A 26,142-nucleotide genomic window follows, 5' to 3' on the forward strand; every position below is an offset into this window, starting at 1 on the left:
GTGCCCACAGTTGAAATGGAACGTCGCCAGGTCGTGGTGATCGGGGCCGGCCCGTCCGGTGCCATCGCCGCGGCGCTGTTGAAGCGCAACGGGCATGATGTATTGATCATTGAGCGCCAGCATTTCCCGCGGTTTTCCATCGGCGAAAGCCTGCTGTCGCACTGCATCGATTTTATCGAAGAAGCCGGCATGCTCGACGCCGTGCAGGCCGCCGGGTTCCAGGTAAAAACCGGCGCCGCGTTCGCCTGGGGCGAGCGCTACAGCGCGTTTGATTTCGGCGACACGTTCAGCAATGGCAAGCCGACCACCTTCCAGGTGCAGCGCGGCGAATTCGACAAGCTGCTGGCCGACCAGGCCGCGCTGCAAGGCGTGGAGATCCGCTACGGCGAAACCATCGTCGGCGTGGATTTTTCCGGCCCCTGCCGCTACCTGCATGTGCGCCGCGAGAACGGCAGCGAGTACCACCTCAAGGCCAAGTTCGTGCTCGACGCCAGCGGTTACGGCCGTGTGCTGCCGCGCCTGCTGGACCTGGAAGCGCCGTCGAACTTTCCGGTGCGCCAGGCGGTGTTCACCCACGTTGAAGACCGTATCGAACACCCAGGTTTTGACCGCACCAAGATCCTCGTCACCACCCACCCGACTAAACGCGATATCTGGTTCTGGACCATCCCGTTCAGCAACGGCCGTTGCTCGGTGGGCGTGGTCGCGGCCAAGGAGCATTTCGACGGCCGCAACAGCGACCTCGACGCCTGCCTGCGCGGCTTTATCGCCGAAACCCCGAGCCTGGCCGGCGTGCTGCAAAACGCCGTGTGGGACACCCCCGCGCGCACCATCGGCGGCTACTCGGCCAACGTCAAAACCCTGCACGGCCCGGGCTTTGCGCTGCTGGGCAATGCGGCCGAGTTTCTCGACCCGGTGTTCTCCTCGGGCGTGACCATCGCCATGCGCTCGGCGAGCATGGCCGCCGGCCTGCTGCACCGTCAGCTCATCGGCGAGACCGTAGACTGGCAAACCGAGTTCGCCGAGCCGCTCAAGCGCGGCGTCGACACCTTTCGCTGCTACGTCGAGGGCTGGTACGCGGGCACCTTCCAGGATGTGATTTTCCACCCGGGCAGCGCGCCCGAGATTCGTCGCATGATCAGCTCGATCCTCGCCGGTTACGCGTGGGACGAGCGCAACCCGTTTGTCAGTGAGCCCAAGCGGCGGTTGCGGATGTTGTCGGAAATCTGTGCAGGGGATGCAGCGTGAGCACTCAGTTTTTAAGTAAGAACTACGTCGAAGAAACCAGGTTCGGCTTCTGGTTCCTGCGCAGCCACACCTGGCAGCACCACGTGCTGCGCGTGGCGATCAATGACCTGCGCAGCCTGTTCACCGACCCGCTGCCCGAGGCGCCAGTATTGCTGGACGCCGGCTGCGGCCAGGGCAAGTCGTTCCAGTACCTGCAACAGGTGTTCACCCCGGCACGCCTGATCGGCCTGGACGCCGACCCCCACAGCCTGGAGCTGAGCAAGGCCGAAGCCGCGCACCAGGGCCTGGCCGTGGAGCTGATCGGCAGCGACTGCGCCACCCTGCAAGTCGCGGACGCCAGCGTCGATATCCTGTTCTGCCACCAGACCTTTCACCATCTGGTTGAACAGCAACGCGCGTTGAAGGAGTTCTACCGCGTGCTCAAGCCGGGCGGTTACCTGCTGTTTGCCGAGTCCACCGAAGCTTATATCGACACCTGGGTGATCCGCTGGCTGTTCCGCCACCCGATGCATGTGCAAAAAAGTGCCGAGGAGTACCTGCAGATGCTGCGCGAGCAGGGCTTCGAGTTCGGCGCGCAGAACGTCTCGTACCCGTATTTGTGGTGGAGCCGCTCCAGCGATTTCGGCCTGCTGGAACGCTGGGGCCTGCGCAAGGCGCCGCCGGTGGGCCAGCGTGAGGAAACCCTGGTCAATTGCGTGGCGCGCAAGCCGCTGGCGAGCGTTGCACCATGATGCGTGCGCTGCTGATCGGCTGCCTGATGCTGCTGAGCGCCTGCGCCAGCCAGGCGCCGCTGCCCGATAAAATCCCGGCCCTGGCCCTGCCAATGCAACTGCATGTGCAGCGCCAGGCCGATGGCCAGAGCCAGGACTGGCTGCTGGTGATCCAGCGCGAAGGCGACGGCATCCGCTGGTCGATGATGGACCCGCTGGGCATCCCCCAGGCGCGGCAAAAGTTGGTCGATGGGCAGTGGCAGGCCGACGGCTTGCTGCCGCCCAACCCCCAGGCACGCGAGCTGTTTGCCGCGTTGCTGTTTGCCCTGGCCTCGGCGGATGACCTGCGCGCGCTGTACCCCAACGCCCAGGCGCGCGACCTGACGCGCACGCTGCCGGGGCATTGGCAGATCGTGTATCAGTCCTCCCAGGTGTTCAGCGTGAACATGGCCGGCCAGCCGTTGAGCTACCGGATCACGCCGTTGGGGGTCGCGCGATGACGGCTTATCTGAATGCCCTGGGCGTGATCTGCGCCCTCGGCCGGGGCCAGGCCGACGTCAGCCGCAGCCTGTTTGCCGGTGACTGTTCCGGCATGCGCGCCGAAAGCGGCTGGGTGCCGGAGCGGGTGCTGCCGGTGGGCGGCGTGCACGGCGAATTGGCGACGATCCCGCCGGAACTGGGCCAGCAAAGCAGCCGCAATAACCAGTTGCTGCTGGAAGCCGCGTTGCAGATCGAAGGCGAGATCCGCCAGGCAATCGGCACCTATGGCGCGTCACGGGTCGGCGTCGTGCTGGGCACCAGCACCTCGGGCATCGACGAAGCCAGCCGTGGCATCGCCCACTACCTGCGCGACAGCCAGTTCCCCGGCGACTACGACTACCAGCAACAGGAACTCAGCGCCCCGGCGAATTTCCTCGCCGACTGGCTGCAACTGAGCGGCCCGGCCTATGTGATTTCCACCGCCTGCACCTCCAGCGCCCGGGCGCTGATGAGCGCCCAGCGCCTGTTGGATCTGGGCGTGTGCGACGCGGTGATCTGCGGCGGCGTCGACAGCCTGTGCAAGCTCACGCTCAATGGGTTCAGCGCGTTGGAAGCCGTGTCCAACCAGCGCTGCAATCCGTTTTCGGTGAACCGTAACGGCATCAATATCGGCGAAGCGGCGGTGCTGTTTCTGATGACCAAAACGCCGGCGGCAGTCGCCCTGCTGGGCAGCGGCGCGAGTTGCGATGCGCACCACATCTCCGCCCCCGAGCCGAGCGGCAAAGGCGCGTTGCAGGCGATGCGCAAGGCGCTGGCCAGTGCCAAACTTGCGCCCGAGCAGATCGGTTATTTGAACCTGCACGGCACCGCGACCCAACACAACGACGCCATGGAAAGCCAGGCCGTCGCCAATCTGTTCCCGAGCGGTGTGGCGTGCTCGTCGACCAAACCCATGAGCGGCCACACCCTGGGCGCCGCCGGTGCGCTGGAAGCGGCGTTCTGCTGGCTGAGCCTGACCCACGGCCGGGTACCGCCACACGTGTGGGACGGCCAGGCCGACCCGGCGCTGCCCGCCTTGCAGTGGGCACAGGCCGGGCAGTCTCTGGAGCAACGCTGCCTGATGAGCAACTCGTTTGCCTTCGGCGGCAATAACGTCAGCCTGATTATTGGAGAGGCCCCATGATCGCTTGGCCACTCGCCGAACTGCTGCCCCATGCGGGCGACATGATCCTGATCGACCAGGTGCTGTCGTTCGATGAAGAGCAGATTCACACCCGCGTCACCGTCAAGCCCGGCGGCCTGTTCAACCGCCCCGATGGCGGCCTGCCGGCCTGGGTCGGCATCGAGCTGATGGCGCAAAGCGTCGCTGCCTACGCCGGTTGTCGCGCGCGCCAGCACGGCGCAGCGGTGGAGTTGGGCTTCCTGCTCGGCACACGCAAGTTCGAGTGCAACGTGGACCATTTCCCGGCCGGCACCGAGCTGACGATCCACGGCCTGCGCTCCCTGGAAGACGACAACGGCATGGGTGTGTTCGAATGCCACCTTACCGGCAGCGGTATCCACGCCAGTGCGCGCTTGAACGTATTTCGACCGCCCCAGGCGGCCAACTATTTAGATGAATCGAAGGACGAAACGCCATGACTGAATCTGTACTGGTCACCGGCTCCAGCCGTGGCATCGGCCGCGCCATTGCCCTGCGACTGGCCCAGGCCGGCCACGACATCGTGCTGCATTGCCGCAGTGGCCGCGCCGAAGCCGACGCGGTGCAGGTTGAAATTCAAGCCTTGGGTCGCCAGGCCCGCGTGCTGCAATTCGACGTCGCGGATCGCGCTGCCTGCAAGGAAATCCTTGAAGCCGACGTAGAGCAACATGGCGCCTACTACGGCGTGGTGCTGAATGCCGGCCTGACCCGCGACGGCGCCTTCCCGGCCTTGTCCGAAGACGACTGGGACGTGGTGATGCGCACCAACCTCGACGGTTTCTACAACGTGCTGCACCCGGTGATGATGCCGATGATCCGGCGTCGCGCCGCCGGACGTATTGTGTGCATCACTTCGGTTTCCGGGTTGATCGGCAACCGTGGCCAGGTCAACTACAGCGCCTCCAAGGCCGGCCTGATCGGCGCGGCCAAGGCCCTGGCCATCGAGCTGGGCAAGCGCAAGATCACCGTCAACTGCGTGGCCCCCGGCTTGATCGACACGGCGATGCTGGATGAGAACGTACCGGTGGAAGAGTTGATGAAGATGATCCCCGCGCAGCGCATGGGCACGCCGGAAGAAGTCGCCGGCGCGGTGAATTTCCTGATGTCGGCCGAAGCCGGCTATATCACGCGCCAGGTGTTGGCCGTGAACGGGGGCCTGTGCTGATGAAACGTGTAGTCGTCACCGGCATGGCCGGCATGACCTCCCTGGGCGGCGATTGGGAGACCATCGCGGCCAATTTTCGCGCCAACCGCAGCGGCATCCGCCGCATGGACGAGTGGGACCGTTTCACCGAACTGAACACGCGCCTGGCCGGGCCCATCGACGATTTTGTGGTGCCCGCGCACTGGACGCGCAAGCAACTGCGCAGCATGGGCCGGGTGTCGCGCCTGGCGGTGTGGGCGGCGGAGCAGGCGTTGGCGGACGCTGGCCTGCTCGGCGACGAATCAATCAAGGACGGGCGCATGGGCGTGGCCTGCGGCTCGTCTACCGGCAGCACGGACGAGATCAAGGCGTTCGGCAATATGCTGCTGAACTCGGTGGCCGAGGGGCTGAATGCCAACTCCTACGTGCGCATGATGCCGCACACCACGGCGGCGAATATCAGCATCTTTTTTGGCCTCACCGGGCGGCTGATTCCCACGTCCAGCGCCTGCACCAGCGGCAGCCAGGGCATCGGTTATGCCTACGAGGCGATCAAGTTCGGCCGCCTGCCGCTGATGCTCGCCGGTGGCGCCGAAGAGCTGTGCCCTACCGAGGCCATGGTGTTCGACGCGCTGTACGCCACCAGCCTGAAAAACGACGCCCCGCAAACCAGCCCGCGCCCCTACGACAGCGGCCGCGATGGACTGGTGATCGGCGAAGGCGGCGGCATGCTGGTCCTCGAAGAACTGGAGCACGCCCTGGCGCGCGGTGCGCATATCCATGCCGAGCTGGTCGGCTTTGGCAGCAACGCCGACGGCCAGCACACCACCCGCCCGGAGCAGAAAACCATGCGCCGTGCCATGGAGCTGGCACTCGAAGATGCCGGGCTGGAGCCCTCCGCCATCGGCTACGTGAATGGCCACGGTACTGCCACCGACCAGGGCGACATTGCCGAAACCCTGGCCACCAGCAGCCTGTTCGGCAGCCGCATGCCCATCAGCTCGCAGAAAAGCTTCCTCGGCCACACCTTGGGCGCGTGCGGTGCGCTGGAGTCGTGGTTCAGCATCGAGATGATGAACCGCGACCAGTACGTGCACACCTTCAACCTGGACGCCGTCGACCCGCAATGCGGCGAGCTGGATTACCTGCAAGGGGGCTTTCGCGAGATGCACAACGACTATGTGATGAATAACAACTTTGCCTTTGGCGGCGTCAACACGTCGCTGATCTTCCGCCGCTGGTCCTGACTTTTTAATCGATTGGAGAATACGGAATGTCTTCCTTGCTACGCGCTACCCTGATCACCCTGGCCCTGCTGACCACCGCCGGTTGCACCAGCAAACCGATACTCAACACCCAGCACGACCTGCCGGCCAACACCCAGGCCAGCGAAGAGAAAATCAAACAGGTGATCGTCGCCGCCCTGCAAAAACGTGAATGGACCGTGCAACGCCTGAGCCCGCAACTGGTGCAAGCCGAAATCACCGTGCGCAACCAATTCTATGCCGCCATCGACATCCGCTACACCCGCACCGGCTACGCCATCACCTACCGCGACAGCCGCGACCTGGGCTACAAGGACGGCAAGATTCACCGCAACTACAACCGCTGGGTGAGCATGCTCGACCGCGACATCCTCGCGGGCCTGCGCAACTACGGCGTGAATGAAGCGAATACTTCGCCGCAGAATTGAGCGGAGCAGTACCTGTGGCGAGCAAGCTCGCTCGCCACACAAGCTCACTTACCACAACAAGCTAGCTACCTACATCAGCCCCATTCGCCACTAAAAGCTCCACAAACGCCTTCGCCATCGGCGTTTGCGCGCCTTTGCGTTGTACCAGCCACACGGCCGTCACCGCCTCCTGATCGAGCAGGGTACGGTAGACCACGCCGTCGATGCGTATGCGCTGGTAAGACGCCGGCAACACCGACACCCCCAGCCCCGCCGCCACCAGGCCGATGATGGTCATCGCCTCCCCGGCTTCCTGGGCAACGTGCGGGCTGAAGCCGGCGTCACGGCACAGGTTGAGCAGTTGGGCGTACAGGCCGCTGCCGTAGGTACGTGGGAAAAACACAAAAGGTTCGTCCGCCAGTTGCGCCAGGTGCAAGCCGCGCTCGCTGCCTTCCACCAGCGAGTGGCCGGCGTTCAGCACGGCGACCAGCGGTTCGCGCATCAACTCGATAACACTCAACGAGTCCGGCAACGGCAGCGGGCGCATCAGGCCTACCTGGATCGATTCGTCCACCAGCGACTCGGCGACCTCGGTGCTGCTCATCTCCTGCAGGTTCAGGTGCACGGCCGGGAAGGCCTGGCGAAACGCGAAGATCGCCTGCGGGATGCTGGAGTTGAACGGTGCCGACGAGGTGAAGCCGATCTTCAATTCGCCCAGCTCACCCAATTGCGCGCGGCGCGCCACATCGGCGGCCTTGTCGACCTGGGCCAGCACCAGCCGCGCCTCATGCAGGAACAACCGCCCCGCCTCGCTCAGTTCCACCCGACGATTGGTGCGCTCGAACAAGCGCGCGCCGACTTCCTGCTCCAGCGCCTGGATCTGTTGGCTCAGGGGCGGTTGCGAGAGGCCCAGAACCTGCGCGGCGCGGCCAAAATGCAGTTCTTCGGCGACGGCGATGAAGTACCGCAGATGACGCAATTCCATGCAAACCTCATTAGGTCGTAAAAGCTCTCAAACAGGTCGAACAATATATTGGAAAGAATCATTAGGCAGCTATATTCTTTTTTGCATTGCTCGCCCTGGCCGGCTTTCCCTCCCCGAGGTCCCCGTGAAATCTGCTGTCGCTCCACTCGCTCAAGACGTCCCGCCCACCGCCCTCGATGAAGTCGTGGCGCAACTCAACGAGCAGTACATCGAAAAAGGCACGCCGATGTTCATGCGCACGGTGCTGGCGCTGTTCTCCGGCGGTTTTGCCACGTTTGCTTTGCTGTATTGCGTGCAACCGATGATGCCGGCGCTGTCCCATGAGTTTTCCATCAATGCGGCGCAGAGCAGCCTGATCCTGTCGGTGGCCACCGCGATGTTGGCCCTGGGCCTGCTGATCACCGGGCCGATTTCCGACACCCTGGGGCGCAAGCCGGTGATGGTCGCCGCGCTGTTCTGCGCGGCCCTGGCCACCATCGCCAGCGGCCTGATGCCGTCCTGGGAAGGCATCCTGCTGATGCGCGCGCTGGTGGGGCTTTCCCTCAGCGGCCTGGCTGCGGTGGCGATGACCTATCTGAGCGAAGAGATCCACCCGCAGCACATCGGCCTGGCCATGGGCCTGTACATCGGCGGCAACGCGATTGGCGGCATGAGCGGGCGGCTGATCATGGGCGTGCTGATCGACTTCGTCAGTTGGCACACCGCAACGCTGATCATCGGCGCCCTGGCGCTGATCGCGGCCACGGTGTTCTGGAAGATCCTCCCCGAATCGCGCAACTTCCGCGCCAACAGCCTCAAGCCGCGCAGCCTGGTGGATGGCTTTGTCATGCACTTCAAGGACGCCGGCCTGCCGTGGCTGTTCCTTGAAGCCTTCCTGCTCATGGGCGCGTTCGTGACGATGTTCAACTACATTGGCTACCGCCTGCTGGCCGACCCGTATGACCTGAGCCAGGCCGTGGTCGGCCTGCTGTCGTTGGTGTACCTCTCGGGCATCTATAGCTCGGCGAAAATCGGCTCCCTGGCCGACCGCCTCGGGCGCCGTCGCGTGCTGTGGGCGACCATCGTGCTGATGCTCGCGGGCATGGTTCTGACCCTGTTCACCCCGCTATGGCTGGTGGTGCCGGGCATGTTGATCTTTACCTTCGGCTTCTTCGGCGCCCACTCGGTGGCCAGCAGCTGGATCGGCCGCCGCGCGGTGAAGGCCAAGGGGCAGGCGTCGTCGCTGTACCTGTTCTGCTACTACGTGGGGTCGAGTATTGCGGGGACGGCGGGCGGGTTCTTCTGGCACTTTGCCGGGTGGAACGGGATAGGGGCGTTTATTGTGGCGTTGTTGATCGGGGCGTTGCTGGTGGCATTGAAGCTGGCGAAGTTGCCGCCGTTGGGGCATGTGAAGGCCTGACGGAATTTTGTTTTAAATGTGGGAGGGGGCTTGCCCCCGATGGCAGTGTGTCAGTCAATGAATCTGGTGACTGACACTCCGCCATCGGGGGCAAGCCCCCTCCCACATTTTTGCTCTGCGTGTTACTCGTGGTATTGCGCGGAGAGTTCGTGCACCGCGCGCAGAAACGCACCCGCATGCTCCGGGTTCACTTCCGGGGTGATGCCATGGCCGAGGTTGAACACGTGCCCGCTGCCCTTGCCGTAGCTGGCCAGGATACGGCCGACTTCGGTGCGGATCGCTTCTGGCTTGGCGTACAGCACGGTCGGGTCCATGTTGCCTTGCAGCGCGACCTGGTTGCCGACGCGACGACGGGCTTCGCCCAAATCACAGGTCCAGTCCAGGCCCAGTGCGTCGGCACCGGCGTCGGCAATGCTTTCCAGCCACAGGCCGCCGCCCTTGGTGAACATGATCACCGGCACTTTGCGGCCTTCGTGTTCGCGGATCAGGCCGCTGACGATCTTGCGCATGTAGGCCAGGGAGAATTCCTGGTACGCCGCCGCCGACAGGTTGCCGCCCCAGGTGTCGAAGATCTGCACCGCTTGCGCGCCGGCCATGATCTGGCCGTTGAGGTAGCTGGTGACCGACTGCGCGAGCTTGTCCAGCAGCAGGTGCATGGCTTGCGGGTTGTCGTAGAGCATGGCCTTGGTCTTGCGGAAGTCTTTCGACGAGCCGCCTTCGACCATGTAGGTGGCCAGGGTCCATGGGCTGCCGGAGAAGCCGATCAACGGCACGCGGCCGTTCAGCTCGCGGCGGATGGTGCTCACGGCGTCCATCACGTAGCCAAGGTCTTTGTGCGGATCGGGGATCGGCAGCGCTTCGATATCGGCCAGGGTGCTGACGACTTTCTTGAAGCGCGGGCCTTCGCCGGTTTCAAAGTACAGGCCTTGGCCCATGGCGTCGGGGATGGTGAGGATATCGGAGAAGAGGATGGCCGCGTCCAGTTGTGGGTAGCGGTCCAGCGGCTGCATCGTGACTTCGCAGGCGAACTCCGGGTTCATGCACAGGCTCATGAAATCGCCGGCGTTGGCGCGGCTGGCGCGGTATTCCGGCAGGTAGCGACCGGCCTGGCGCATCATCCACACGGGGGTGACGTCCACGGGTTGCTTGAGCAGGGCACGAAGGAAACGGTCGTTCTTGAGGGCAGTCATGTCGGCATCCGCAAAAAAAGTGCGGGCATTTTCTCAGAGCGCGACGCAAAAGGCACGGAGTGAGCCGTGCCTTTTGTCTATCGGGTCAATTTGTCGCGGAGTCTTGAACATTGCGCAAAACAAATGTGGGAGGGGGCAAGTCGAATCGTCGCACCGCCCCTCCCACATTTTGATCCCATTTCAACCTGGGATCGGGATCAGACCTGCAGGTAATCCAGGATCCCTTCAGCCGCGTTACGACCTTCGAAGATCGCGGTGACTACCAGGTCAGAGCCGCGCACCATATCGCCACCGGCGAAGATTTTCGGGTTGCTGGTCTGGTGCTTGTACTGGCCTTGTTCCGGGGCGACGACGCGGCCCTGGCTGTCGGTCTGGATTTCGAACTGCTCGAACCACGGCGCCGGGCTTGGACGGAAACCGAAGGCGATGACCACGGCGTCAGCCGGGATGATCTCTTCGGAACCCGGGATCGGCTCGGGGCTGCGACGGCCACGGGCGTCCGGTTCGCCGAGACGGGTCTCGACCACCTTCACGCCTTCGACGCGGTCTTCGCCGACGATGGCGATCGGCTGGCGGTTGTAGAGGAATTTCACGCCTTCTTCCTTGGCGTTCTTCACCTCTTTGCGCGAGCCGGGCATGTTGGCTTCGTCACGACGGTACGCACAGGTCACCGACTTGGCGCCCTGGCGGATCGACGTGCGGTTGCAGTCCATCGCGGTGTCACCACCGCCCAGCACCACCACCTTCTTGCCTTTCATGTCGACGAAATCTTCCGGCGACTTTTCAAAACCCAGGTTGCGGTTGACGTTGGCGATCAGGAAGTCGAGCGCGTCATACACGCCCGGCAGATCCTCACCGGCAAAGCCGCCCTTCATGTAGGTGTAGGTGCCCATGCCCATGAACACGGCATCGTATTCTTCGAGCAGTTGCTCCATGGTGATGTCTTTGCCGATTTCGGTATTGAGACGGAACTCGATACCCATGCCGGTGAAGACTTCACGACGGTGACTCAGCACGGTCTTTTCCAGCTTGAACTCGGGGATGCCGAAGGTCAGCAGGCCACCGATTTCCGGGTTCTTGTCGAACACCACCGGGGTCACGCCGCCACGCACCAGCACGTCGGCACAGCCCAGGCCCGCCGGGCCCGCACCGATGATCGCGACGCGCTTGCCGGTCGGCTTGACCTTGGACATGTCCGGGCGCCAGCCCATGGCGAACGCGGTGTCGGTGATGTACTTCTCCACCGAACCGATGGTCACCGCGCCGAAGCCGTCGTTGAGGGTGCACGCACCCTCGCACAGACGGTCCTGCGGGCACACCCGGCCGCATACTTCCGGCAGGGTGTTGGTCTGGTGCGACAGCTCGGCGGCGGCGAGGATGTTGCCCTCGGCCACCAATTTGAGCCAGTTGGGAATGAAGTTGTGCACCGGGCACTTCCATTCGCAATACGGGTTACCGCACCCCAGGCAGCGGTGGGCCTGATCGGCCGAGTGCTGGGGCTTGAAGGGTTCGTAGATCTCCACGAACTCTTTCTTGCGTTGACGCAACAGTTTCTTCTTCGGATCTTTGCGCCCGACATCGATGAACTGGAAGTCGTTATTCAGACGTTCAGCCATGTTAAAACCTCATCAAACTCTTCAGGCGCATATCACTGCGGGTTGGCACGGATGCTGGAAAGCAACGATTTCAGGTTGGCAGCCTTGGGCTTGACCAGCCAGAAACGACGCAGGTAATCATCGAGGTTTTCGGCGAGGTTACGCCCCCATTCGCTGCCGGTCTCCTCGACATACTCGTCCAGCACGTGCTGCAAGTGGTTCCGGTAGGATTCCATGGCTTCGCCGCTGATCCGCTGGATCTCGACCAACTCGTGGTTGACCTTGTCGACGAAGGTGTTGTCCTGGTCGAGCACGTAGGCGAAACCGCCGGTCATGCCCGAACCGAAGTTGTAACCGGTCTTGCCCAGTACCGCGACAAAGCCCCCGGTCATGTACTCGCAGCAGTGATCGCCCGTGCCTTCCACCACGGTGTGGGCACCGGAGTTACGCACGGCGAAACGCTCACCGGCGGTGCCGGCGGCGAACAGCTTGCCGCCGGTAGCGCCGTACAGGCAGGTGTTGCCGATGATCGCGCTTTCCTGCGACTTGTAGACGCTGCCGATTGGCGGAACGATCACCAGCTTGCCGCCGGTCATGCCCTTGCCCACGTAGTCGTTGGCGTCGCCTTCCAGGTACATGTGCAGGCCGCCGGCGTTCCACACGCCAAAGCTCTGGCCCGCAGTGCCCTTGAAGCGGAAGGTGATCGGCGCTTTCGCCATGCCCTGGTTGCCGTGCTTGCGTGCGATTTCGCCGGAGATGCGTGCGCCGATGGAACGGTCGCAGTTGCAGATATCCAGGGCGAATTCGCCACCGCTGGCGTCATTGATCGAGGAACCGGCCATGTCGACCATCTTCTCGGCCAACAGGCCTTTGTCGAACGGCGGGTTACGCTCAACCCCGCAGAACTGCGGTTTGTCCGCCGGGATGTGATCGCTGCCCAACAGCGGCGTCAGGTCCAGATGGTGCTGCTTGGCGGTCTGGCCCTGGAGGATTTCCAGCAGGTCGGTACGCCCGATCAGCTCTTCCAGGGAACGCACGCCCAGCTTGGCCAGCCACTCACGGGTTTCTTCGGCGACGTAGGTGAAGAAATTCACCACCATGTCGACGGTGCCGATGTAGTGATCCTTGCGCAACTTCTCGTTCTGAGTGGCGACGCCGGTGGCGCAGTTGTTCAAGTGACAGATGCGCAGGTATTTGCAGCCCAGGGCGATCATTGGCGCGGTGCCGAAGCCGAAGCTCTCGGCGCCGAGGATCGCGGCCTTGATCACGTCGAGGCCGGTTTTCAGGCCGCCGTCGGTTTGTACCCGCACCTTGCCGCGCAAGTCGTTGCCGCGCAGGGTCTGGTGGGTTTCGGCCAGGCCGAGTTCCCAGGGTGCGCCGGCGTACTTGATCGAGGTCAGCGGCGAAGCGCCGGTGCCGCCGTCGTAGCCGGAGATGGTGATCAGGTCGGCATAGGCCTTGGCCACACCGGCGGCGATGGTGCCTACGCCGGCTTCTGCGACCAGTTTCACCGAGACCAGCGCCTTGGGATTGACTTGTTTGAGGTCGAAAATCAGCTGCGACAAATCTTCAATCGAGTAGATGTCGTGGTGCGGTGGAGGCGAGATCAGCGTCACGCCCGGCACTGCATAACGCAGCTTGGCGATCAGACCGTTTACCTTGCCGCCAGGCAGTTGCCCGCCTTCACCGGGCTTGGCGCCCTGGGCCACCTTGATCTGCAGCACTTCGGCGTTGACCAGGTATTCCGGGGTTACGCCAAAGCGGCCAGTGGCAACCTGCTTGATTTTCGAACTCTTGATGGTGCCGTAGCGCGCCGGGTCTTCGCCGCCTTCGCCGGAGTTGGAACGCGCACCCAGGCGGTTCATGGCTTCGGCCAGGGCTTCGTGAGCCTCAGGCGACAAGGCGCCGAGGGAAATACCGGCGGAGTCGAAGCGCTTGAGGATCGATTCCAGCGGCTCGACTTCGCTGATGTCCATCGGCGTGTCCAGGGTCTTCACCTTGAACAGGTCGCGGATCATCGACACCGGGCGGTTATCCACCAGCGAGGTGTATTCCTTGAACTTGGCGTAGTCGCCCTGCTGCACGGCGGCTTGCAGGGTGCTCACCACGTCCGGGTTGTACGCGTGGTATTCGCCACCGTGCACGAACTTGAGCAGGCCGCCTTGCTGGATCGGCTTGCGCGCGCTCCAGGCTTCGGCGGCCAGGGCTTTCTGCTCGGCTTCGATATCGACGAAACGCGCGCCCTTGATGCGGCTCGGCACGCCACGGAAGCTCAAATCGCAAACTTCTTCGGACAGGCCGATGGCTTCGAACAGCTGTGCACCACGGTAGGAGGTGACGGTGGAGATGCCCATCTTCGACAGGATCTTCAGCAGGCCCTTGGTGATGCCCTTACGGTAGTTCTTGAACACCTCATAGAGGTCGCCCAGTACTTCACCGGTACGGATCAGGTCGCCGAGCACTTCGTACGCGAGGAAAGGGTAAACGGCCGAGGCGCCGAAGCCGATCAATACCGCAAAGTGATGCGGGTCGCGGGCAGTGGCGGTTTCCACAAGGATGTTGGAGTCGCAACGCAGGCCTTTTTCGGTCAGCCGGTGGTGTACCGCGCCGGTGGCCAGGGAAGCGTGGATCGGCAGCTTGCCCGGGGCGATGTGACGGTCGGTCAGCACGATCTGGGTACGACCGGCGCGCACGGCTTCTTCGGCCTGGTCAGCGACGTTGCGCACAGCGGCTTCAAGGCCGAGGCTTTCGTCGTAGTTCAGGTCGATGATCTGGCGGTCGAAGCCCGGGCGATCCAGGGTCATCAACGAGCGCCACTTGGCCGGCGAAATCACTGGCGAGCTGAGGATCACGCGGGAAGCGTGCTCAGGCGATTCCTGGAAGATATTGCGCTCGGCACCGAGGCACACTTCCAGCGACATCACGATGGCTTCGCGCAGCGGGTCGATCGGCGGGTTGGTCACCTGGGCGAACTGCTGGCGGAAATAGTCGTACGGCGTGCGCACGCGCTGGGACAGCACGGCCATCGGCGTATCGTCGCCCATGGAGCCGACGGCCTCGTAGCCTTGCTCGCCGAGCGGGCGCAGCACTTGGTCGCGCTCTTCGAACGTGACCTGGTACATCTTCATGTACTGCTTGAGCTGGTCCACGTCATAGAAAGCCGAACCGTGGTCGTTGTCTTCCATGGTCGCCTGGATGCGCAGGGCGTTCTTGCGCAGCCATTGCTTGTACGGGTGACGCGACTTCAAGCGGTTGTCGATGGCGTCGGTGTCGAGAATCTGCCCGGTTTCGGTGTCCACGGCCAGGATCTGGCCTGGGCCTACGCGGCCTTTGGCGATCACGTCTTCGGGCTTGTAGTCCCACACGCCGATTTCCGAGGCGAGGGTGATGAAACCGTTGGTGGTGGTGACCCAACGTGCCGGGCGCAGACCGTTACGGTCGAGCAGGCACACCGCGTAGCGGCCGTCGGTCATGACCACGCCGGCCGGGCCGTCCCACGGCTCCATGTGCATCGAGTTGTACTCGTAGAACGCACGCAAGTCCGGGTCCATGGTTTCGACGTTCTGCCACGCAGGCGGAATGATCATACGCACGCCACGGAACAGGTCGATGCCGCCGGTGACCATCAGTTCGAGCATGTTGTCCATGCTGGAGGAGTCGGAACCCACGCGGTTGACCAGCGGGCCGAGCTCTTCCAGGTCCATCAAGTCGTTGGCGAACTTGGTGCGACGGGCCACGGCCCAGTTGCGGTTGCCGGTGATGGTGTTGATCTCGCCGTTGTGGGCGAGGAAGCGGAATGGCTGGGCCAGCGGCCATTTCGGCAGGGTGTTGGTGGAGAAGCGCTGGTGGAACACGCAGATTGCGGTTTGCAGGCGCTCATCGCTCAGGTCTGGATAGAAGGCGGTCAGATCCGCCGGCATCATCAGGCCTTTATAAATGATGGTCTTGTGGGAAAAGCTGCAGATGTAGTGTTCGGTGTCGGCAGCGTTGGCCACGGACGAGCGACGACGCGAGGTGAACAGCTTGATCGCCATGTCCTGGTCGCTCAGGCCGTCGCCTGCGATGAACACTTGCTCGATCTGCGGCAGGCGCTCCAGGGCCAGACGGCCGAGTACGCTGGTGTCGATCGGCACTTTGCGCCAGCCGACGAGCTGCAGGCCGGCGGCCAGGATCTCGCGGTTCATGTTCTCGCGAGCGGCTTCGGCTTTAACCGGGTCCTGGTTGAAGAACACCATGCCCACGGCGTACTGCTTGGGCAATTCGGCGCCAAAGGTTTCCTTGGCGATGGCGCGCAGGAACTGGTCGGGCTTTTGAATCAGCAAGCCGCAACCGTCACCGGTCTTGCCGTCGGCGTTGATCCCACCGCGGTGGGTCATGCAGGTCAGGGCCTCGATGGCCGTTTGCAAAAGGGTATGACTGGGCTCGCCCTGCATGTGGGCTATCAGGCCGAAACCGCAGTTATCCTTGAATTCATCGGGTTGGTACAGACCTGCTTTCATAGACACTTTCTCACCAGGCTGCCTCTTATATCGAGGCAAATTTCTTTTCAATTCAACCGGTTACCTTCCACGCCGAACGTACGCCGGCTTAGCGGGGGCAAAAGGGAGGTCATTGTACACACCGACACAGACGCTCACAAATTTAGCGACGAAATGTCGCAAATCTATGTCGCATTTATGAAAGGTTTAAAGCGATATGCTGTGCTAGTCAAAACTTTTTTAATTCTGACCGCTACGACTCAAAAGCTACCGTGACGCAGACACCACAAAGCGCGCGGCCTTTGGGGCTGCACGCCATGCGATTTTATTTTGAGGTGCTGAGAGGGCGGCCTGGGTAAGGCCGCCGGACCTTCAGCGAGCTGTTGCGAGTTCTTGTTGAACGCTGGCGACAGTGCGAGGCCAAGGTTTACCAGCCTGAACCTTCGCTGGCAAGGCCTTGATGGCAGAATCAGCGGCTGCACGGCTGGCGAAGTTGCCGTAGGTGATCACGTAGAGAGGCTTGCCGTTGAGCACTTTCTTGAAATAACGGTACTCGCCGCCCTGCTCTTTCACGAACGCCTGGGCGTTGGCTTCAGAGCTGGTGCCGAGGATCTGCACCACGAAGTTGCTGGCAGGCTGGCTGCCGTACCAACCGCTACCGGCGGCACCGGCCTTGGCAACAGTGGCTGCTGGTTTTTCAGCAGGTTTGGCCGCTGGCGCAGGTTTGGCGGCCGAGGCCGGCGCAACAGGCTTGGTGACAGGTGCTGGCTTGGCGGTAGCAACGGTTGGCGCCGGGGTTGGCTTGGCCGCCGGCTGACCCGCTGGCACGCCCGCAGGTGGCGCGGTAGTGGTCACGGTCGGCGGCGTGGCACTGGAGCCTTCCACCGGCACGCCGTCGTCGCCTTCGGAGATGCCACCGGCTTCTTCGGCGAGCGGACCGCGCATCACTGGCTGACCGACCATCGGCAGGTTGGTCGGCTGGCCGGAGTTGGCGAACTCGACATTTGGCGTTGGCTTGCCCAGTGGCAACTGCGCCTGTTCGGTAGGCGCGCCGGCGGTGGTCGGTGCCTTGCTACGACCTGGAATCAACCAGGCGGCGGCAACAGCGACCACAACGACGGCGGAAATGGCCAGTACGTGTTTCTTAGGCATGGTGAACCCCATCTTTGGACGCTTGACCGCAGAGCGGCTGGCAATCATGGCTTCGATCATTGCATCGCGGGCGACCTGGTTGATGGTGCCAGGCCAGCCGTCGGAGCTTTCGTGAATATCAGAGATCTGATTTGCCGTGAAAAGTTCGATACCGGCCCCGGCGCCTTCGAGGCGTTGAGCCAGGTATTCGCGGGTTTCTTCCTCTTCGTACGGCTGCAGTTCGATGACGTGGAACAGCTCCTGATCACCGCTGATCTGCTCCAGCTCGGCGATCAACGACGACTCACCGAACAGGAACACATGCGGGCGACCTTCCGGCGTGCCCGCCGCCAGCGCCAGCAGCGCTTCGAGGGCGGATTCGTCGAGCTGCTCAGCGTCGTCCACCAGCAGGTAGACTTCCTGGCCGGTCAGGCCCAGTTGCACAACCTGCTTGAGGATCGCGTTCGGCTCGGCGGTGGCGACGTCCAGCGCCTGGGCCACCTGGCGCAGTACACCAGCCGCATCACCGGCACCACGGGCCGACACCACCACGCTCTGTACCGATTGCTTGTTGGTGCTGGCCACCAGCGCCTGGCGCAGCAAGGTCTTGCCGCTGCCCAACGGGCCGGTGACCACCAGCAGTAGCTGGCTGTAGCGCGCAAGGTGATGCAACTGCCCTAGCACCGGCTTGCGCTGGGCCGGGAAAAATTTGAAACCAGGTACCCGTGGAGCAAAGGGGTCATGGCTTAACTTGTAATGGCCGAGGAACGCCTCGTCGGCATGCAAACTAGTCATCGGGATCTTATTAACCTTTAAGCTGGGCCAGGGCGCGGTAATCCGCTCCCAGCGTGGCCTGTAAAATCTCTTTCGGATAATCGTCGGTCACTACCGCTTCGCCCATGTGGCGCAGCAGCACCAGTCGCAGTCGACCGTCGATCACTTTCTTGTCTATCGCCATATGTTCAAGGAAATCCGCCTCGGTCATCTCCTCAGGCGGAATCACCGGCAAACCGGCGCGCTGGAACAGGCGGATACCGCGATCACGCTCTTGGGCGCTGATCCAGCCCAGGCGTTGCGACATCTCCAATGCCATCACGGTGCCAGCTGCTACGGCCTCCCCATGCAGCCACACACCATAGCCCATGTGGGTTTCGATCGCATGGCCGAAGGTGTGACCCAGGTTCAGGGTGGCCCGTACGCCGGACTCCCGTTCGTCGGCATTCACAACCAGCGCCTTGGCGGCGCAGGAGCGCGAAATCGCTTCGGTGAGTGCCACCTGGTCGAGGCCGCGCAGGGCGTCTACGTGTTCTTCCAGCCAGGTCAGGAACGGCTCGTCGCAGATCAACCCATACTTGATGACTTCCGCCAGGCCCGCCGACAGCTCGCGCGGCGGCAAGGTGTTAAGGGTCGCAGTGTCGATCAGCACGGCCTGGGGCTGGTAGAACGCGCCGACCATGTTCTTGCCCAGCGGGTGGTTGATGCCGGTCTTGCCGCCCACCGACGAGTCGACCTGGGACAAAAGGGTCGTCGGCACCTGGATGAAGTCCACGCCACGCTGGTAACAGGCCGCTGCGAAACCGGCCATGTCGCCGATCACACCGCCGCCCAAGGCGATTACGGTGGTGCGGCGGTCATGACGTGCGGTCAACAGACCATCAAAAATCAGTTGCAGGGTTTCCCAGTTCTTGTGGGCTTCGCCGTCGGGCAGGATCACGGAGATCACCGAATAGGCCGACAGGCTGCGGCTCAGACGCTCAAGATACAGCGGCGCAACCGTTTCGTTGGAGATGATCGCCACTTGCCGCCCGGCGATATGCGGTGCAAGCAATTCAGGCTGGTCCAACAGACCTTCGCCAATATGGATCGGGTAGCTGCGCTCGCCTAGATCGACCTTAAGTGTCTGCATGTGTCCCCGCGTTGAAGATGTATTGACGACCGGCGATGTCGAAATTCGACGCCGCCTGATGGCTCTACGCCACACCCCAGAGGGTGTTGGCGCGCCGCCGAGAATAGCGCATTTCGGGCCCGGCTTTAACGGGGTGGCAGCCGCTGCAGGCGTTCAAGAATGTCGAGTACCACCATCCGCGGTGGCCGCTCATCGGTTTCCACCACCAGATCGGCGATTTCCCGATACAGCGGATCACGCAGCGTCAGCAGATCCCGCAAGGTTTTCTCCGGGTTGGCCGTGCGCAGCAGCGGGCGATTGCGATCGCGGGCGGTGCGGCCCACCTGCTGCTCGACCGACGCATGCAGATACACCACCCGACCGCCGGCATGCAGCGCGCGGCGGTTTTCATCGCGCATCACCGCGCCACCGCCGGTGGCCAATACCACGCCATCGCAGCCGCACAGCTCGGCAATCATCGCCTGCTCGCGGTCGCGAAAGCCCAGTTCGCCTTCCTTATCGAAGATCCATGGGATATTGGCACCCGTGCGCAATTCAATTTCCTTGTCGGAATCTTTGAATGGCAGGCGCAGCTCTTTGGCCAGCAAACGGCCGATGGTGCTTTTTCCAGCCCCCATCGGTCCTACAAGAATCAAATTTCGCACAGAATCAACGACTCACAGCAATCGCCTGGTTATTCATAATACGCGGAGTCAGGAATACCAGCAGCTCGGATTTTTTCTCCGCCAGCACATCGCGCCGGAAAAGGCGGCCAAGATACGGCACATCGCCAAAAAATGGCACTTTATCTACCACTTTGCTTTGGGTAGTGGAGAAAACCCCACCGATCACGATAGTTTCGCCATTCTTGACCAGCACCTTGGCGTTCACCTCGTTTTTCTTGATCGGCGGTACGTCGTTGAGCTTGTTCAGGTAGTCGGGCTCATCCTTGGTGACCTTGACCACCATGATCACATGGTCGTCGGGGGTGATTTGCGGGGTGACCTCCAAGGACAGCGAGGCTTCCTTGAACGACACCGAAGTGGCGCCCTGAGAGGTCGACTCCTGGTAGGGAATTTCGGTGCCTTTGAGGATGCGTGCGGTTTCCTTGTCGGAGGTGACCACCTTGGGCTGCGAGACAATTTCCCCATTGCCGGTTTTTTCCATGGCGGTCAGCTCCAGGTCCAGCAGCAGGTTATCGGTGATAAAGGCAATGCCCAGCCCGGAGGTTCCGGTCAGCGAACCCATGTCGACAAACGGCGAGCTGGACGAGGCCTGCAGTGCACCAGTAGCGCCTGCCGCAGACTTGCGAATGCCGCCCGTCTCCCAATTACCTCGACCCAGGCGCCCACCCCAGCGCACGCCCAGGCTTTTGTCGTAATCGACGTTGGCCTCGACAATCCGCGCCTCGATCATCACCTGGCGCACCGGGATATCCAGTTGCGCCACGATCCGCCGCAGCTCTTCCAGGCGTTCGCTGGTCTGGTAGGCAATGATGTTATTGGTGCGGTCGTCCACCGCCACCGATCCACGCTCATCGGTGGTGCCCTCAAAGCCGGTCACCGATTGGAACAACTTGGCCAGGTCCGCCGCCTTGGCGTAATTGACCTGCAGCAACTCCCGGCGCAAGGGCGCGAGATCCGCCATTTGCTTGCGTGACTCCAACGTCAAGAGCTCACGCGCGGCCAACTCTTCAGCGGGCGCCACCAGCAATACGCCGGCCTTCACCCGTTTATCCAGGCCCTTGGCCTGCAGCACCAGGTCCAGCGCCTGATCCCAGGGCACATCCTTGAGCCGCAGGGTGATCGAACCCTGCACGTCGTCGCCGGCCACCAGGTTGAGGCCCGCCACATCGGCAATTTGCTGCAGTGCGGCGCGCAGTTCGATGTTCTGGAAATTGAGGTTCAGGGTGTCACCCTTATAGGTGCTCGATCTGGCGTTACCGGGGGGCGGCAACTGGATCAGATCCACACGATTGGGCACAGCAGCAGCCATCGGTGCCGTGAACGCTATCCATAGCGCCACACCGAAGGACGAGAAAGTCCTTTTCATTTTTTTGCTTCCGATTATGAGTTGACGTTTAACAGGAGGGTTCGTGAGCGTTCCAGCCACTGGCCCCGCTCATCAGGGAACAGTTCCACCAGTTCGATTTGGCCAGCATGGATGGCCGTCACCCGGCCGTGGTCCGGCCCCAGGTAATCGCCGACAGCGAGGCGGTACACGCTGGATGCAGCCCGTAGCAAGGCAAAGGTCTGGGCGCCACGGGACAGCGTTCCGACCATCTCGAACTGATCCACAGCAATGCCTTCCAGGACGCCGCGTGGTCGGGCCAGGTCCGGTGCATGTGCCTGTCGCCCCGGCAAATGATCGACCTGAACAGCCAGTGGCTGGAAAGGGTCGCGCAGACCAGAGCCGTCGTAGACGAACGACTGCGCTTGCACAATCGCCTCACCCAGCCGGCCGCTGGATTGCCTGTGCCAATACGTCCTGACCAGCAGATCCAGGCGCAGCAGCTTGCCATCACGCCGCATAGCGAGGTCATGCACCGTGGCAATTCGCGCAAGGCCACCCAGGCCGCTGATGAATGTCGCCAGGTCGTGATAGGCGCCCGCTACGGCGACTTGCACCGGCTGTTCGTTATAGAACGACCGAGTTTGCTCATCCAGCGGGGTGACACTTTCGATCAGCAAGCCATTGGCCTGCGCCGAGCGGGCGATGTCTTCCAGCACGCCGGGCATTTCCGACTGGCCTGGAAACTGGCGCACCAACGCGTCGACCTTGGCCTGCAAAAGCTGGTGCTGGTGCGTGCGCGCCTCAAGGCCGGCGGACAACACAGACTTGTGAGCAAGTTGCTCTCGCAACGCCACTTCCTGCACCTGGGCCTGGTGCAACCGTTCCCGGGACGGGCTCAGGTACGCGAACTCACCCACCACCAGCACCACGCCGGCCAGCGCACAGCCCAGCAAGGCCTTGCCGGGCAGGGGCCATTTTGCAGCGTTGTGAATGAGCGCGTAGATATCGAGCCTGGGCAGGCTCATGGCTGGGCCTCGGTGGACTCTCCCTGACGCACCATCAGCTGGAATTCATTGTTGCCGCGTGCGCCTTCGGTTCGCACCTGTTGCAACCGCGTGGCGCGCGCACCTTCAGAGGCTTCCAGGCGGCGCATCAGTTGAGCGATGTCCTGGCTGGACTCGGCACTGCCGCTGATGCTCAGCGTGTCACCCTTGGCCACCACTTCATGCAAATGCACACCCTCGGGCACCGCCCGCGCCAACTGGTCCAGCAGTTGCGCACCGGATGAGCGGGAGTCGTGCAGGTCTTGCACGACCTTCATGCGTTGCGCCAATTGCTGGCTTTGCGCCTGCAGGTCGTCGATGGTCTTGATGCGCGCGTCCAGCACGCCGATCTCCTGGCTCTGGTGCTCGTTGCGCGTCACTTGCCGGTCAATCGCCTGGTCGATCACCTGGTCGGCCAGCCACACAGCCGCGAGCGCCACACCGGCGAACGCCAGCAAAAACGCGAGGAAGTACTTGCGCCGCCGCTCTGCCAGCGCCTGGCGCCAAGGCAAAAGATTGATTCGTGTCTTCAAGCGAAACTCCTCAGGGCCAACCCGCAAGCAACTCCCATCCCTTGGGCATCCACGGCCCACTGTGCACCATCGACGCGATGGCCCGGCGTGAAGCTGGCGAAATCCTGACCGCAAGCGCGCGCCAATGCAAACGCTTCGACGTCTATCACCTCTGGCACCAGCCCGGCCAGGGCCAAAACCGCCTCGCGGGCTTCCACCTGCGCCTTGAGGCAAGCCGCCAGCAATACCTGCACGCGCGCCGGGTCCTGGGGCGAGGGCCCTTGAACCTGGAAGTCGATGACCACGTCATCCAGTGGGTACGGAATGTACTGGTCTGCCTCCATCTGGATCATCCAGGTCATCTCGTCATCACAGAGCCCGGCCTCCAGCTCGATCAGCCGCGTGATCACCGATGGCCCGGCCACGGCGACGGCAGCCCCACGCGCTGAGGTGTGCAGCCGAGACACTGCAGCCCCAAGGGCGTGCCCGACACCCTCGAGATCCAATAAGGTGCCGTCGACCACCGCCTGGGTGGGCAGTACCTGCGTGGCATAACCTTGAATGGTGTAACCAGAAGCTGAACGGCCTACTTGGACCAACCGGATAGCCGTGTCACTGATGTCGACGCCCAGTAGGACCTCGCCTTTTCGCCTGAAAAATCCCTTTCCCATAAAACTCCCTAAAGCTTTACCTGTCATACCGCCTGATTGGCACTGGGCATCGTGCATTCGGTCGACTTGTTTGAGCGGTGCGAATGACGCCCCAAGCCGAAAATGCTTTAATGCCCAGCGTTTTTCCCCGCTTTTTATCTACCGCCCGGGTTGATCCATCGTTTGCCATGCATGCCCCGACGCCTAACTCATTCTTTTCTCTGGAAATCCAAAAGCCTTGATTCGTCTGCTGAAGTTTTTCGGGTACTCCATTGTCGCGATCGTCTGCGGGTTGATGCTCGTGCTCAGCGGGGCCTACCTCTACCTTAGTCCGGGTTTGCCCTCCGTAGAGGCCCTGAGAAGCATCCAGTTGCAGATTCCTTTGCGGGTCTACAGCAGCGATGAAAAGCTGATCGCGGAGTTCGGCGAAATGCGCCGCACACCGATTCGTTTTGCCGACATTCCACCGAATTTCATCAGCGCCCTCTTGTCGGCCGAAGACGATAATTTTGCCAACCACTATGGCGTCGACCCCAGCAGCCTGGTGCGCGCGGCCACACAATTGGTAAAAAGCGGACACATTCAATCCGGCGGCAGCACCATCACCATGCAGGTGGCGAAGAACTTCTTCCTCACCAGCGAGCGCAGTTTTTCGCGTAAAGCCACTGAGATTCTCCTGGCCCTGCAAATTGAACGCCAGTTGACCAAGGACGAGATCCTTGAGCTGTACGTCAATAAGATCTACCTGGGCAACCGCGCCTACGGGATCGAGGCGGCATCGCAGGTGTACTACGGCAAGTCGATTCGTGACGCGAGCCTGGCGCAGATGGCCATGATTGCCGGTCTGCCGAAGGCCCCGTCGCGCTTCAACCCCCTGGCCAACCCGGCGCGCAGCAAAGAGCGGCGCGACTGGATCCTGGGGCGCATGTACAAGCTGGGCAAGATCGACCAGGCCGCGTATGAAAGCGCGATCGCCGAACCGCTGAACGCCAGCTACCACGTGCCGACGCCGGAAGTGAACGCGCCTTATATCGCCGAAATGGCCCGTGCCGAGATGGTCGGCCGTTATGGCAGCGAGGCTTACACCGAAGGTTTCCGCGTAACCACGACGGTGCCGAGCGACTTGCAGGAAATCGCCAACACCTCGGTGCACTCCGGGCTGATTACCTACGACCAGCGCCATGGCTACCGTGGCCCTGAATCGCGCCTGCCAGGCAAGACCCTGAGCGCCTGGACCACCGAGCTGGGTAAACAGCGCGCAATCAGCGGCCTGGAGCCGGCCATCGTCACCCAGGTGAAGAAAGACGGCGTGCAGGTGCTGACCCGCACCGGCGAAGCGCATGTGGCCTGGGACAGCATGAAATGGGCGCGCCCGTTCCTGAACACCAACAGCATGGGCGCGCTGCCCAAGCAGCCGTCTGATGTGGCGCAAGTCGGCGACCTGATCCGCGTACAACGCCTGCCAGACGACAGCCTCAAATTCAGCCAGGTGCCGCTGGCCCAGGGCGCCCTGGTCTCGCTGGACCCGCAGAACGGCGCAATCCGCGCCCTGGTGGGTGGCTTCGCTTTCGAGCAGAGCAACTACAACCGCGCGACCCAGGCCAAGCGCCAACCAGGGTCGAGCTTCAAGCCGTTCATCTACAGTGCTGCGCTGGATAACGGCTACACCGCCGCCAGCCTGGTCAATGACGCCCCAATCGTGTTCGTCGACGAGTACCTGGACAAGGTCTGGCGTCCGAAGAACGACACCAACACCTTCCTCGGCCCGATCCGCATCCGCGAGGCGCTATACAAGTCGCGCAACCTGGTGTCGATCCGCTTGCTGCAGGCGATGGGCGTGGGCAAGACCATCGACTACATCACGCGCTTTGGCTTCAACAAGTCCGATCTGCCGCCGAACCTGTCCCTGGCCCTGGGCACCGCGACCCTCACGCCAATGGAAATCGCCACCGGCTGGAGCACCTTTGCCAACGGCGGTTACAAGATCGCGCCGTACCTGATCGACAAGATCGAAAGCCGCAACGGCGACACCCTGTTCACCGCCAACCCGCCACGGGTGCCGGGTGACGTGGTCAACGGCGTAGCGGCCACCGATGGCCTGGCCGCGCCGAGCCACGGCGGCATCACCATCGAGCCGACCCCAGGCACGACGCCGGCTGCCAACGCCGCAGCCCCAGGCGAACCGCAGGCGCCAGCCGTGGCCGAGCGCATCGTCGACGGCCGCACCACTTTTATCCTCAACAGCATCCTTGAAGATGTAATCAAGAAAGGCACCGGCCGCCGCGCACTGGCCCTGGGCCGCGCGGATATCGCGGGCAAGACCGGTACCACCAACGAATCCAAGGATGCCTGGTTCTCCGGCTATAACGCCGACTACGTGACCACCGTGTGGACCGGCTACGATCAGCCGGAAAGCCTGGGCCGTCGCGAGTTCGGTGGCACCGTCGCGCTGCCGATCTGGATGAGCTACATGGGCGGGGCGCTGAAAGACAAGCCGCTGCATACCCAGCCGGAGCCGGAAGGCATCCTCAGCCTGCGCATCGACCCGGTCAGTGGCCGTGCCGCATCGCCAAGCACGCCGAATGCGTACTTCGAGCTGTTCAAGAGCGAAGACACGCCGCCGTCGGTCAACGAGCTGGGCAATGGCGTTGCACCGGGCAGCCCGCTGCCGGCGGATGAGGCGGCGCCGATAGATTTGTTCTAAACAGACCTCAAGCCAAATGAGGTGCTAAATGTGGGAGGGGCGGTGCGACGATTCGACTTGCCCCCTCCCACATTCAGATCTCCACAAGGCTCAAGTAAATCA

General features: G+C 62.7%; 20 protein-coding genes and 1 pseudogene. 10 read left to right on the forward strand and 11 right to left on the reverse strand.

All coding sequences use genetic code 11. The annotated features are described in order from the left end of the window. Genes AC0IYH_RS22060 through AC0IYH_RS22095 form a run of 8 tightly spaced genes read left to right on the forward strand, consistent with a single transcriptional unit; the run spans position 1 to position 6,476 of the window. Positions 1–1,248 (forward strand): NAD(P)/FAD-dependent oxidoreductase, encoded by a 1,248-nt coding sequence (locus tag AC0IYH_RS22060; RefSeq protein WP_471836177.1) that lies wholly within the window; start codon positions 1–3, stop codon positions 1,246–1,248. Further along, a complete protein-coding gene (locus AC0IYH_RS22065) occupies positions 1,245–1,979 on the forward strand; it encodes a class I SAM-dependent methyltransferase (protein WP_471836179.1) in 735 nt (244 codons plus the stop codon). The genes AC0IYH_RS22060 and AC0IYH_RS22065 overlap by 4 nt, the downstream gene beginning before the upstream one ends. Next, a complete protein-coding gene (locus AC0IYH_RS22070; protein ID WP_471836180.1) occupies positions 1,976–2,458 on the forward strand; it encodes a hypothetical protein in 483 nt (160 codons plus the stop codon). The genes AC0IYH_RS22065 and AC0IYH_RS22070 overlap by 4 nt, the downstream gene beginning before the upstream one ends. Further along, on the forward strand, positions 2,455–3,621 hold the full coding sequence (locus AC0IYH_RS22075; protein ID WP_116627436.1) for a beta-ketoacyl-[acyl-carrier-protein] synthase family protein: 1,167 nt from the start codon (positions 2,455–2,457) through the stop codon (positions 3,619–3,621). Before AC0IYH_RS22070 ends, AC0IYH_RS22075 begins: the two co-directional genes overlap by 4 nt. Beyond that, positions 3,618–4,079, forward strand: coding sequence for a hotdog family protein (locus AC0IYH_RS22080; RefSeq protein WP_122774859.1), 462 nt, complete (start codon positions 3,618–3,620; stop codon positions 4,077–4,079). Before AC0IYH_RS22075 ends, AC0IYH_RS22080 begins: the two co-directional genes overlap by 4 nt. Beyond that, positions 4,076–4,804, forward strand: a complete 729-nt coding sequence (fabG, locus tag AC0IYH_RS22085; RefSeq protein ID WP_116627438.1) for a 3-oxoacyl-ACP reductase FabG — start codon at positions 4,076–4,078, stop codon at positions 4,802–4,804. The genes AC0IYH_RS22080 and fabG overlap by 4 nt, the downstream gene beginning before the upstream one ends. Beyond that, positions 4,804–6,030, forward strand: a complete 1,227-nt coding sequence (locus tag AC0IYH_RS22090; protein WP_116627439.1) for a beta-ketoacyl-ACP synthase — start codon at positions 4,804–4,806, stop codon at positions 6,028–6,030. The genes fabG and AC0IYH_RS22090 overlap by 1 nt, the downstream gene beginning before the upstream one ends. Before the next feature lie 26 nt (positions 6,031–6,056). Further along, the gene (locus AC0IYH_RS22095; RefSeq protein WP_116627440.1) at positions 6,057–6,476 is read left to right on the forward strand and encodes a hypothetical protein; all 420 of its coding nucleotides are present in this window, start codon (positions 6,057–6,059) and stop codon (positions 6,474–6,476) included. 61 nt (positions 6,477–6,537) lie between these two features. On the opposite strand, the gene AC0IYH_RS22100 is transcribed toward AC0IYH_RS22095, so the two are convergent. Beyond that, entirely contained in the window at positions 6,538–7,440 is a 903-nt protein-coding gene (locus AC0IYH_RS22100) for a LysR family transcriptional regulator (RefSeq protein WP_471836182.1), read from the reverse strand. A 184-nt stretch (positions 7,441–7,624) separates the two neighbouring features. Here AC0IYH_RS22100 and AC0IYH_RS22105 point away from each other — a divergent pair, with 184 nt between their 5' ends. Next, positions 7,625–8,839 (forward strand): MFS transporter, encoded by a 1,215-nt coding sequence (locus tag AC0IYH_RS22105; RefSeq protein ID WP_471836192.1) that lies wholly within the window; start codon positions 7,625–7,627, stop codon positions 8,837–8,839. A 122-nt stretch (positions 8,840–8,961) separates the two neighbouring features. Here AC0IYH_RS22105 and hemE read toward each other — a convergent pair whose 3' ends face one another. The 10 genes and pseudogenes from hemE to pilM form a co-directional block, all read right to left on the reverse strand. After that, the gene (gene hemE, locus AC0IYH_RS22110; protein ID WP_044270735.1) at positions 8,962–10,029 is read right to left on the reverse strand and encodes a uroporphyrinogen decarboxylase; all 1,068 of its coding nucleotides are present in this window, start codon (positions 10,027–10,029) and stop codon (positions 8,962–8,964) included. A 197-nt stretch (positions 10,030–10,226) separates the two neighbouring features. Then, entirely contained in the window at positions 10,227–11,645 is a 1,419-nt protein-coding gene (locus AC0IYH_RS22115; protein WP_101265717.1) for an FAD-dependent oxidoreductase, read from the reverse strand. 32 nt (positions 11,646–11,677) lie between these two features. Beyond that, complete coding sequence (gltB, locus tag AC0IYH_RS22120; protein ID WP_116627443.1) at positions 11,678–16,123, reverse strand: glutamate synthase large subunit; 4,446 nt, start codon at positions 16,121–16,123, stop codon at positions 11,678–11,680. Positions 16,124–16,474: 351 nt separating this feature from the next. After that, positions 16,475–18,028, reverse strand: a complete 1,554-nt coding sequence (locus AC0IYH_RS22125; RefSeq protein ID WP_471836184.1) for an AAA family ATPase — start codon at positions 18,026–18,028, stop codon at positions 16,475–16,477. A 10-nt stretch (positions 18,029–18,038) separates the two neighbouring features. Next, complete coding sequence (gene aroB / locus AC0IYH_RS22130; protein ID WP_471836186.1) at positions 18,039–19,139, reverse strand: 3-dehydroquinate synthase; 1,101 nt, start codon at positions 19,137–19,139, stop codon at positions 18,039–18,041. A 125-nt stretch (positions 19,140–19,264) separates the two neighbouring features. Then, entirely contained in the window at positions 19,265–19,783 is a 519-nt protein-coding gene (aroK, locus tag AC0IYH_RS22135) for a shikimate kinase AroK (protein WP_010213757.1), read from the reverse strand. A gap of 4 nt (positions 19,784–19,787) precedes the next feature. Next, positions 19,788–21,035: pseudogene (locus tag AC0IYH_RS22140) on the reverse strand (type IV pilus secretin PilQ); the annotation flags it as partial. A gap of 149 nt (positions 21,036–21,184) precedes the next feature. After that, entirely contained in the window at positions 21,185–22,156 is a 972-nt protein-coding gene (locus AC0IYH_RS22145) for a pilus assembly protein PilP (RefSeq protein WP_471836188.1), read from the reverse strand. After that, positions 22,153–22,707, reverse strand: coding sequence for a PilN domain-containing protein (locus tag AC0IYH_RS22150; RefSeq protein ID WP_116627449.1), 555 nt, complete (start codon positions 22,705–22,707; stop codon positions 22,153–22,155). Before AC0IYH_RS22150 ends, AC0IYH_RS22145 begins: the two co-directional genes overlap by 4 nt. Beyond that, entirely contained in the window at positions 22,704–23,357 is a 654-nt protein-coding gene (gene pilM, locus AC0IYH_RS22155; RefSeq protein WP_471836194.1) for a type IV pilus assembly protein PilM, read from the reverse strand. The genes AC0IYH_RS22150 and pilM overlap by 4 nt, the downstream gene beginning before the upstream one ends. A 220-nt stretch (positions 23,358–23,577) precedes the next feature. Between pilM and AC0IYH_RS22160 the strand changes: the two genes are divergently transcribed. Next, positions 23,578–26,040 (forward strand): penicillin-binding protein 1A, encoded by a 2,463-nt coding sequence (locus tag AC0IYH_RS22160; protein ID WP_471836196.1) that lies wholly within the window; start codon positions 23,578–23,580, stop codon positions 26,038–26,040. Positions 26,041–26,142 lie beyond the last annotated feature (102 nt).

It is taken from the genome of Pseudomonas sp. AC463 (assembly GCF_979253585.1).

What these genes read in the sequence shown, in the direction of transcription:
- AC0IYH_RS22070 (WP_471836180.1), top strand. Translation starts at nt 1,976, where the DNA reads ATGATGCGTGCGCTGCTGATCGGCTGCCTGATGCTGCTGAGCGCCTGC.
- AC0IYH_RS22075 (WP_116627436.1), top strand. Translation starts at nt 2,455, where the DNA reads ATGACGGCTTATCTGAATGCCCTGGGCGTGATCTGCGCCCTCGGCCGG.
- AC0IYH_RS22080 (WP_122774859.1), top strand. Translation starts at nt 3,618, where the DNA reads ATGATCGCTTGGCCACTCGCCGAACTGCTGCCCCATGCGGGCGACATG.
- fabG (WP_116627438.1), top strand. Translation starts at nt 4,076, where the DNA reads ATGACTGAATCTGTACTGGTCACCGGCTCCAGCCGTGGCATCGGCCGC.
- AC0IYH_RS22090 (WP_116627439.1), top strand. Translation starts at nt 4,804, where the DNA reads ATGAAACGTGTAGTCGTCACCGGCATGGCCGGCATGACCTCCCTGGGC.
- AC0IYH_RS22095 (WP_116627440.1), top strand. Translation starts at nt 6,057, where the DNA reads ATGTCTTCCTTGCTACGCGCTACCCTGATCACCCTGGCCCTGCTGACC.
- AC0IYH_RS22100 (WP_471836182.1), bottom strand. Translation starts at nt 7,440, where the DNA reads ATGGAATTGCGTCATCTGCGGTACTTCATCGCCGTCGCCGAAGAACTG.
- hemE (WP_044270735.1), bottom strand. Translation starts at nt 10,029, where the DNA reads ATGACTGCCCTCAAGAACGACCGTTTCCTTCGTGCCCTGCTCAAGCAA.
- AC0IYH_RS22115 (WP_101265717.1), bottom strand. Translation starts at nt 11,645, where the DNA reads ATGGCTGAACGTCTGAATAACGACTTCCAGTTCATCGATGTCGGGCGC.
- gltB (WP_116627443.1), bottom strand. Translation starts at nt 16,123, where the DNA reads ATGAAAGCAGGTCTGTACCAACCCGATGAATTCAAGGATAACTGCGGT.
- AC0IYH_RS22125 (WP_471836184.1), bottom strand. Translation starts at nt 18,028, where the DNA reads ATGACTAGTTTGCATGCCGACGAGGCGTTCCTCGGCCATTACAAGTTA.
- aroB (WP_471836186.1), bottom strand. Translation starts at nt 19,139, where the DNA reads ATGCAGACACTTAAGGTCGATCTAGGCGAGCGCAGCTACCCGATCCAT.
- AC0IYH_RS22145 (WP_471836188.1), bottom strand. Translation starts at nt 22,156, where the DNA reads ATGAGCCTGCCCAGGCTCGATATCTACGCGCTCATTCACAACGCTGCA.
- pilM (WP_471836194.1), bottom strand. Translation starts at nt 23,357, where the DNA reads ATGGGAAAGGGATTTTTCAGGCGAAAAGGCGAGGTCCTACTGGGCGTC.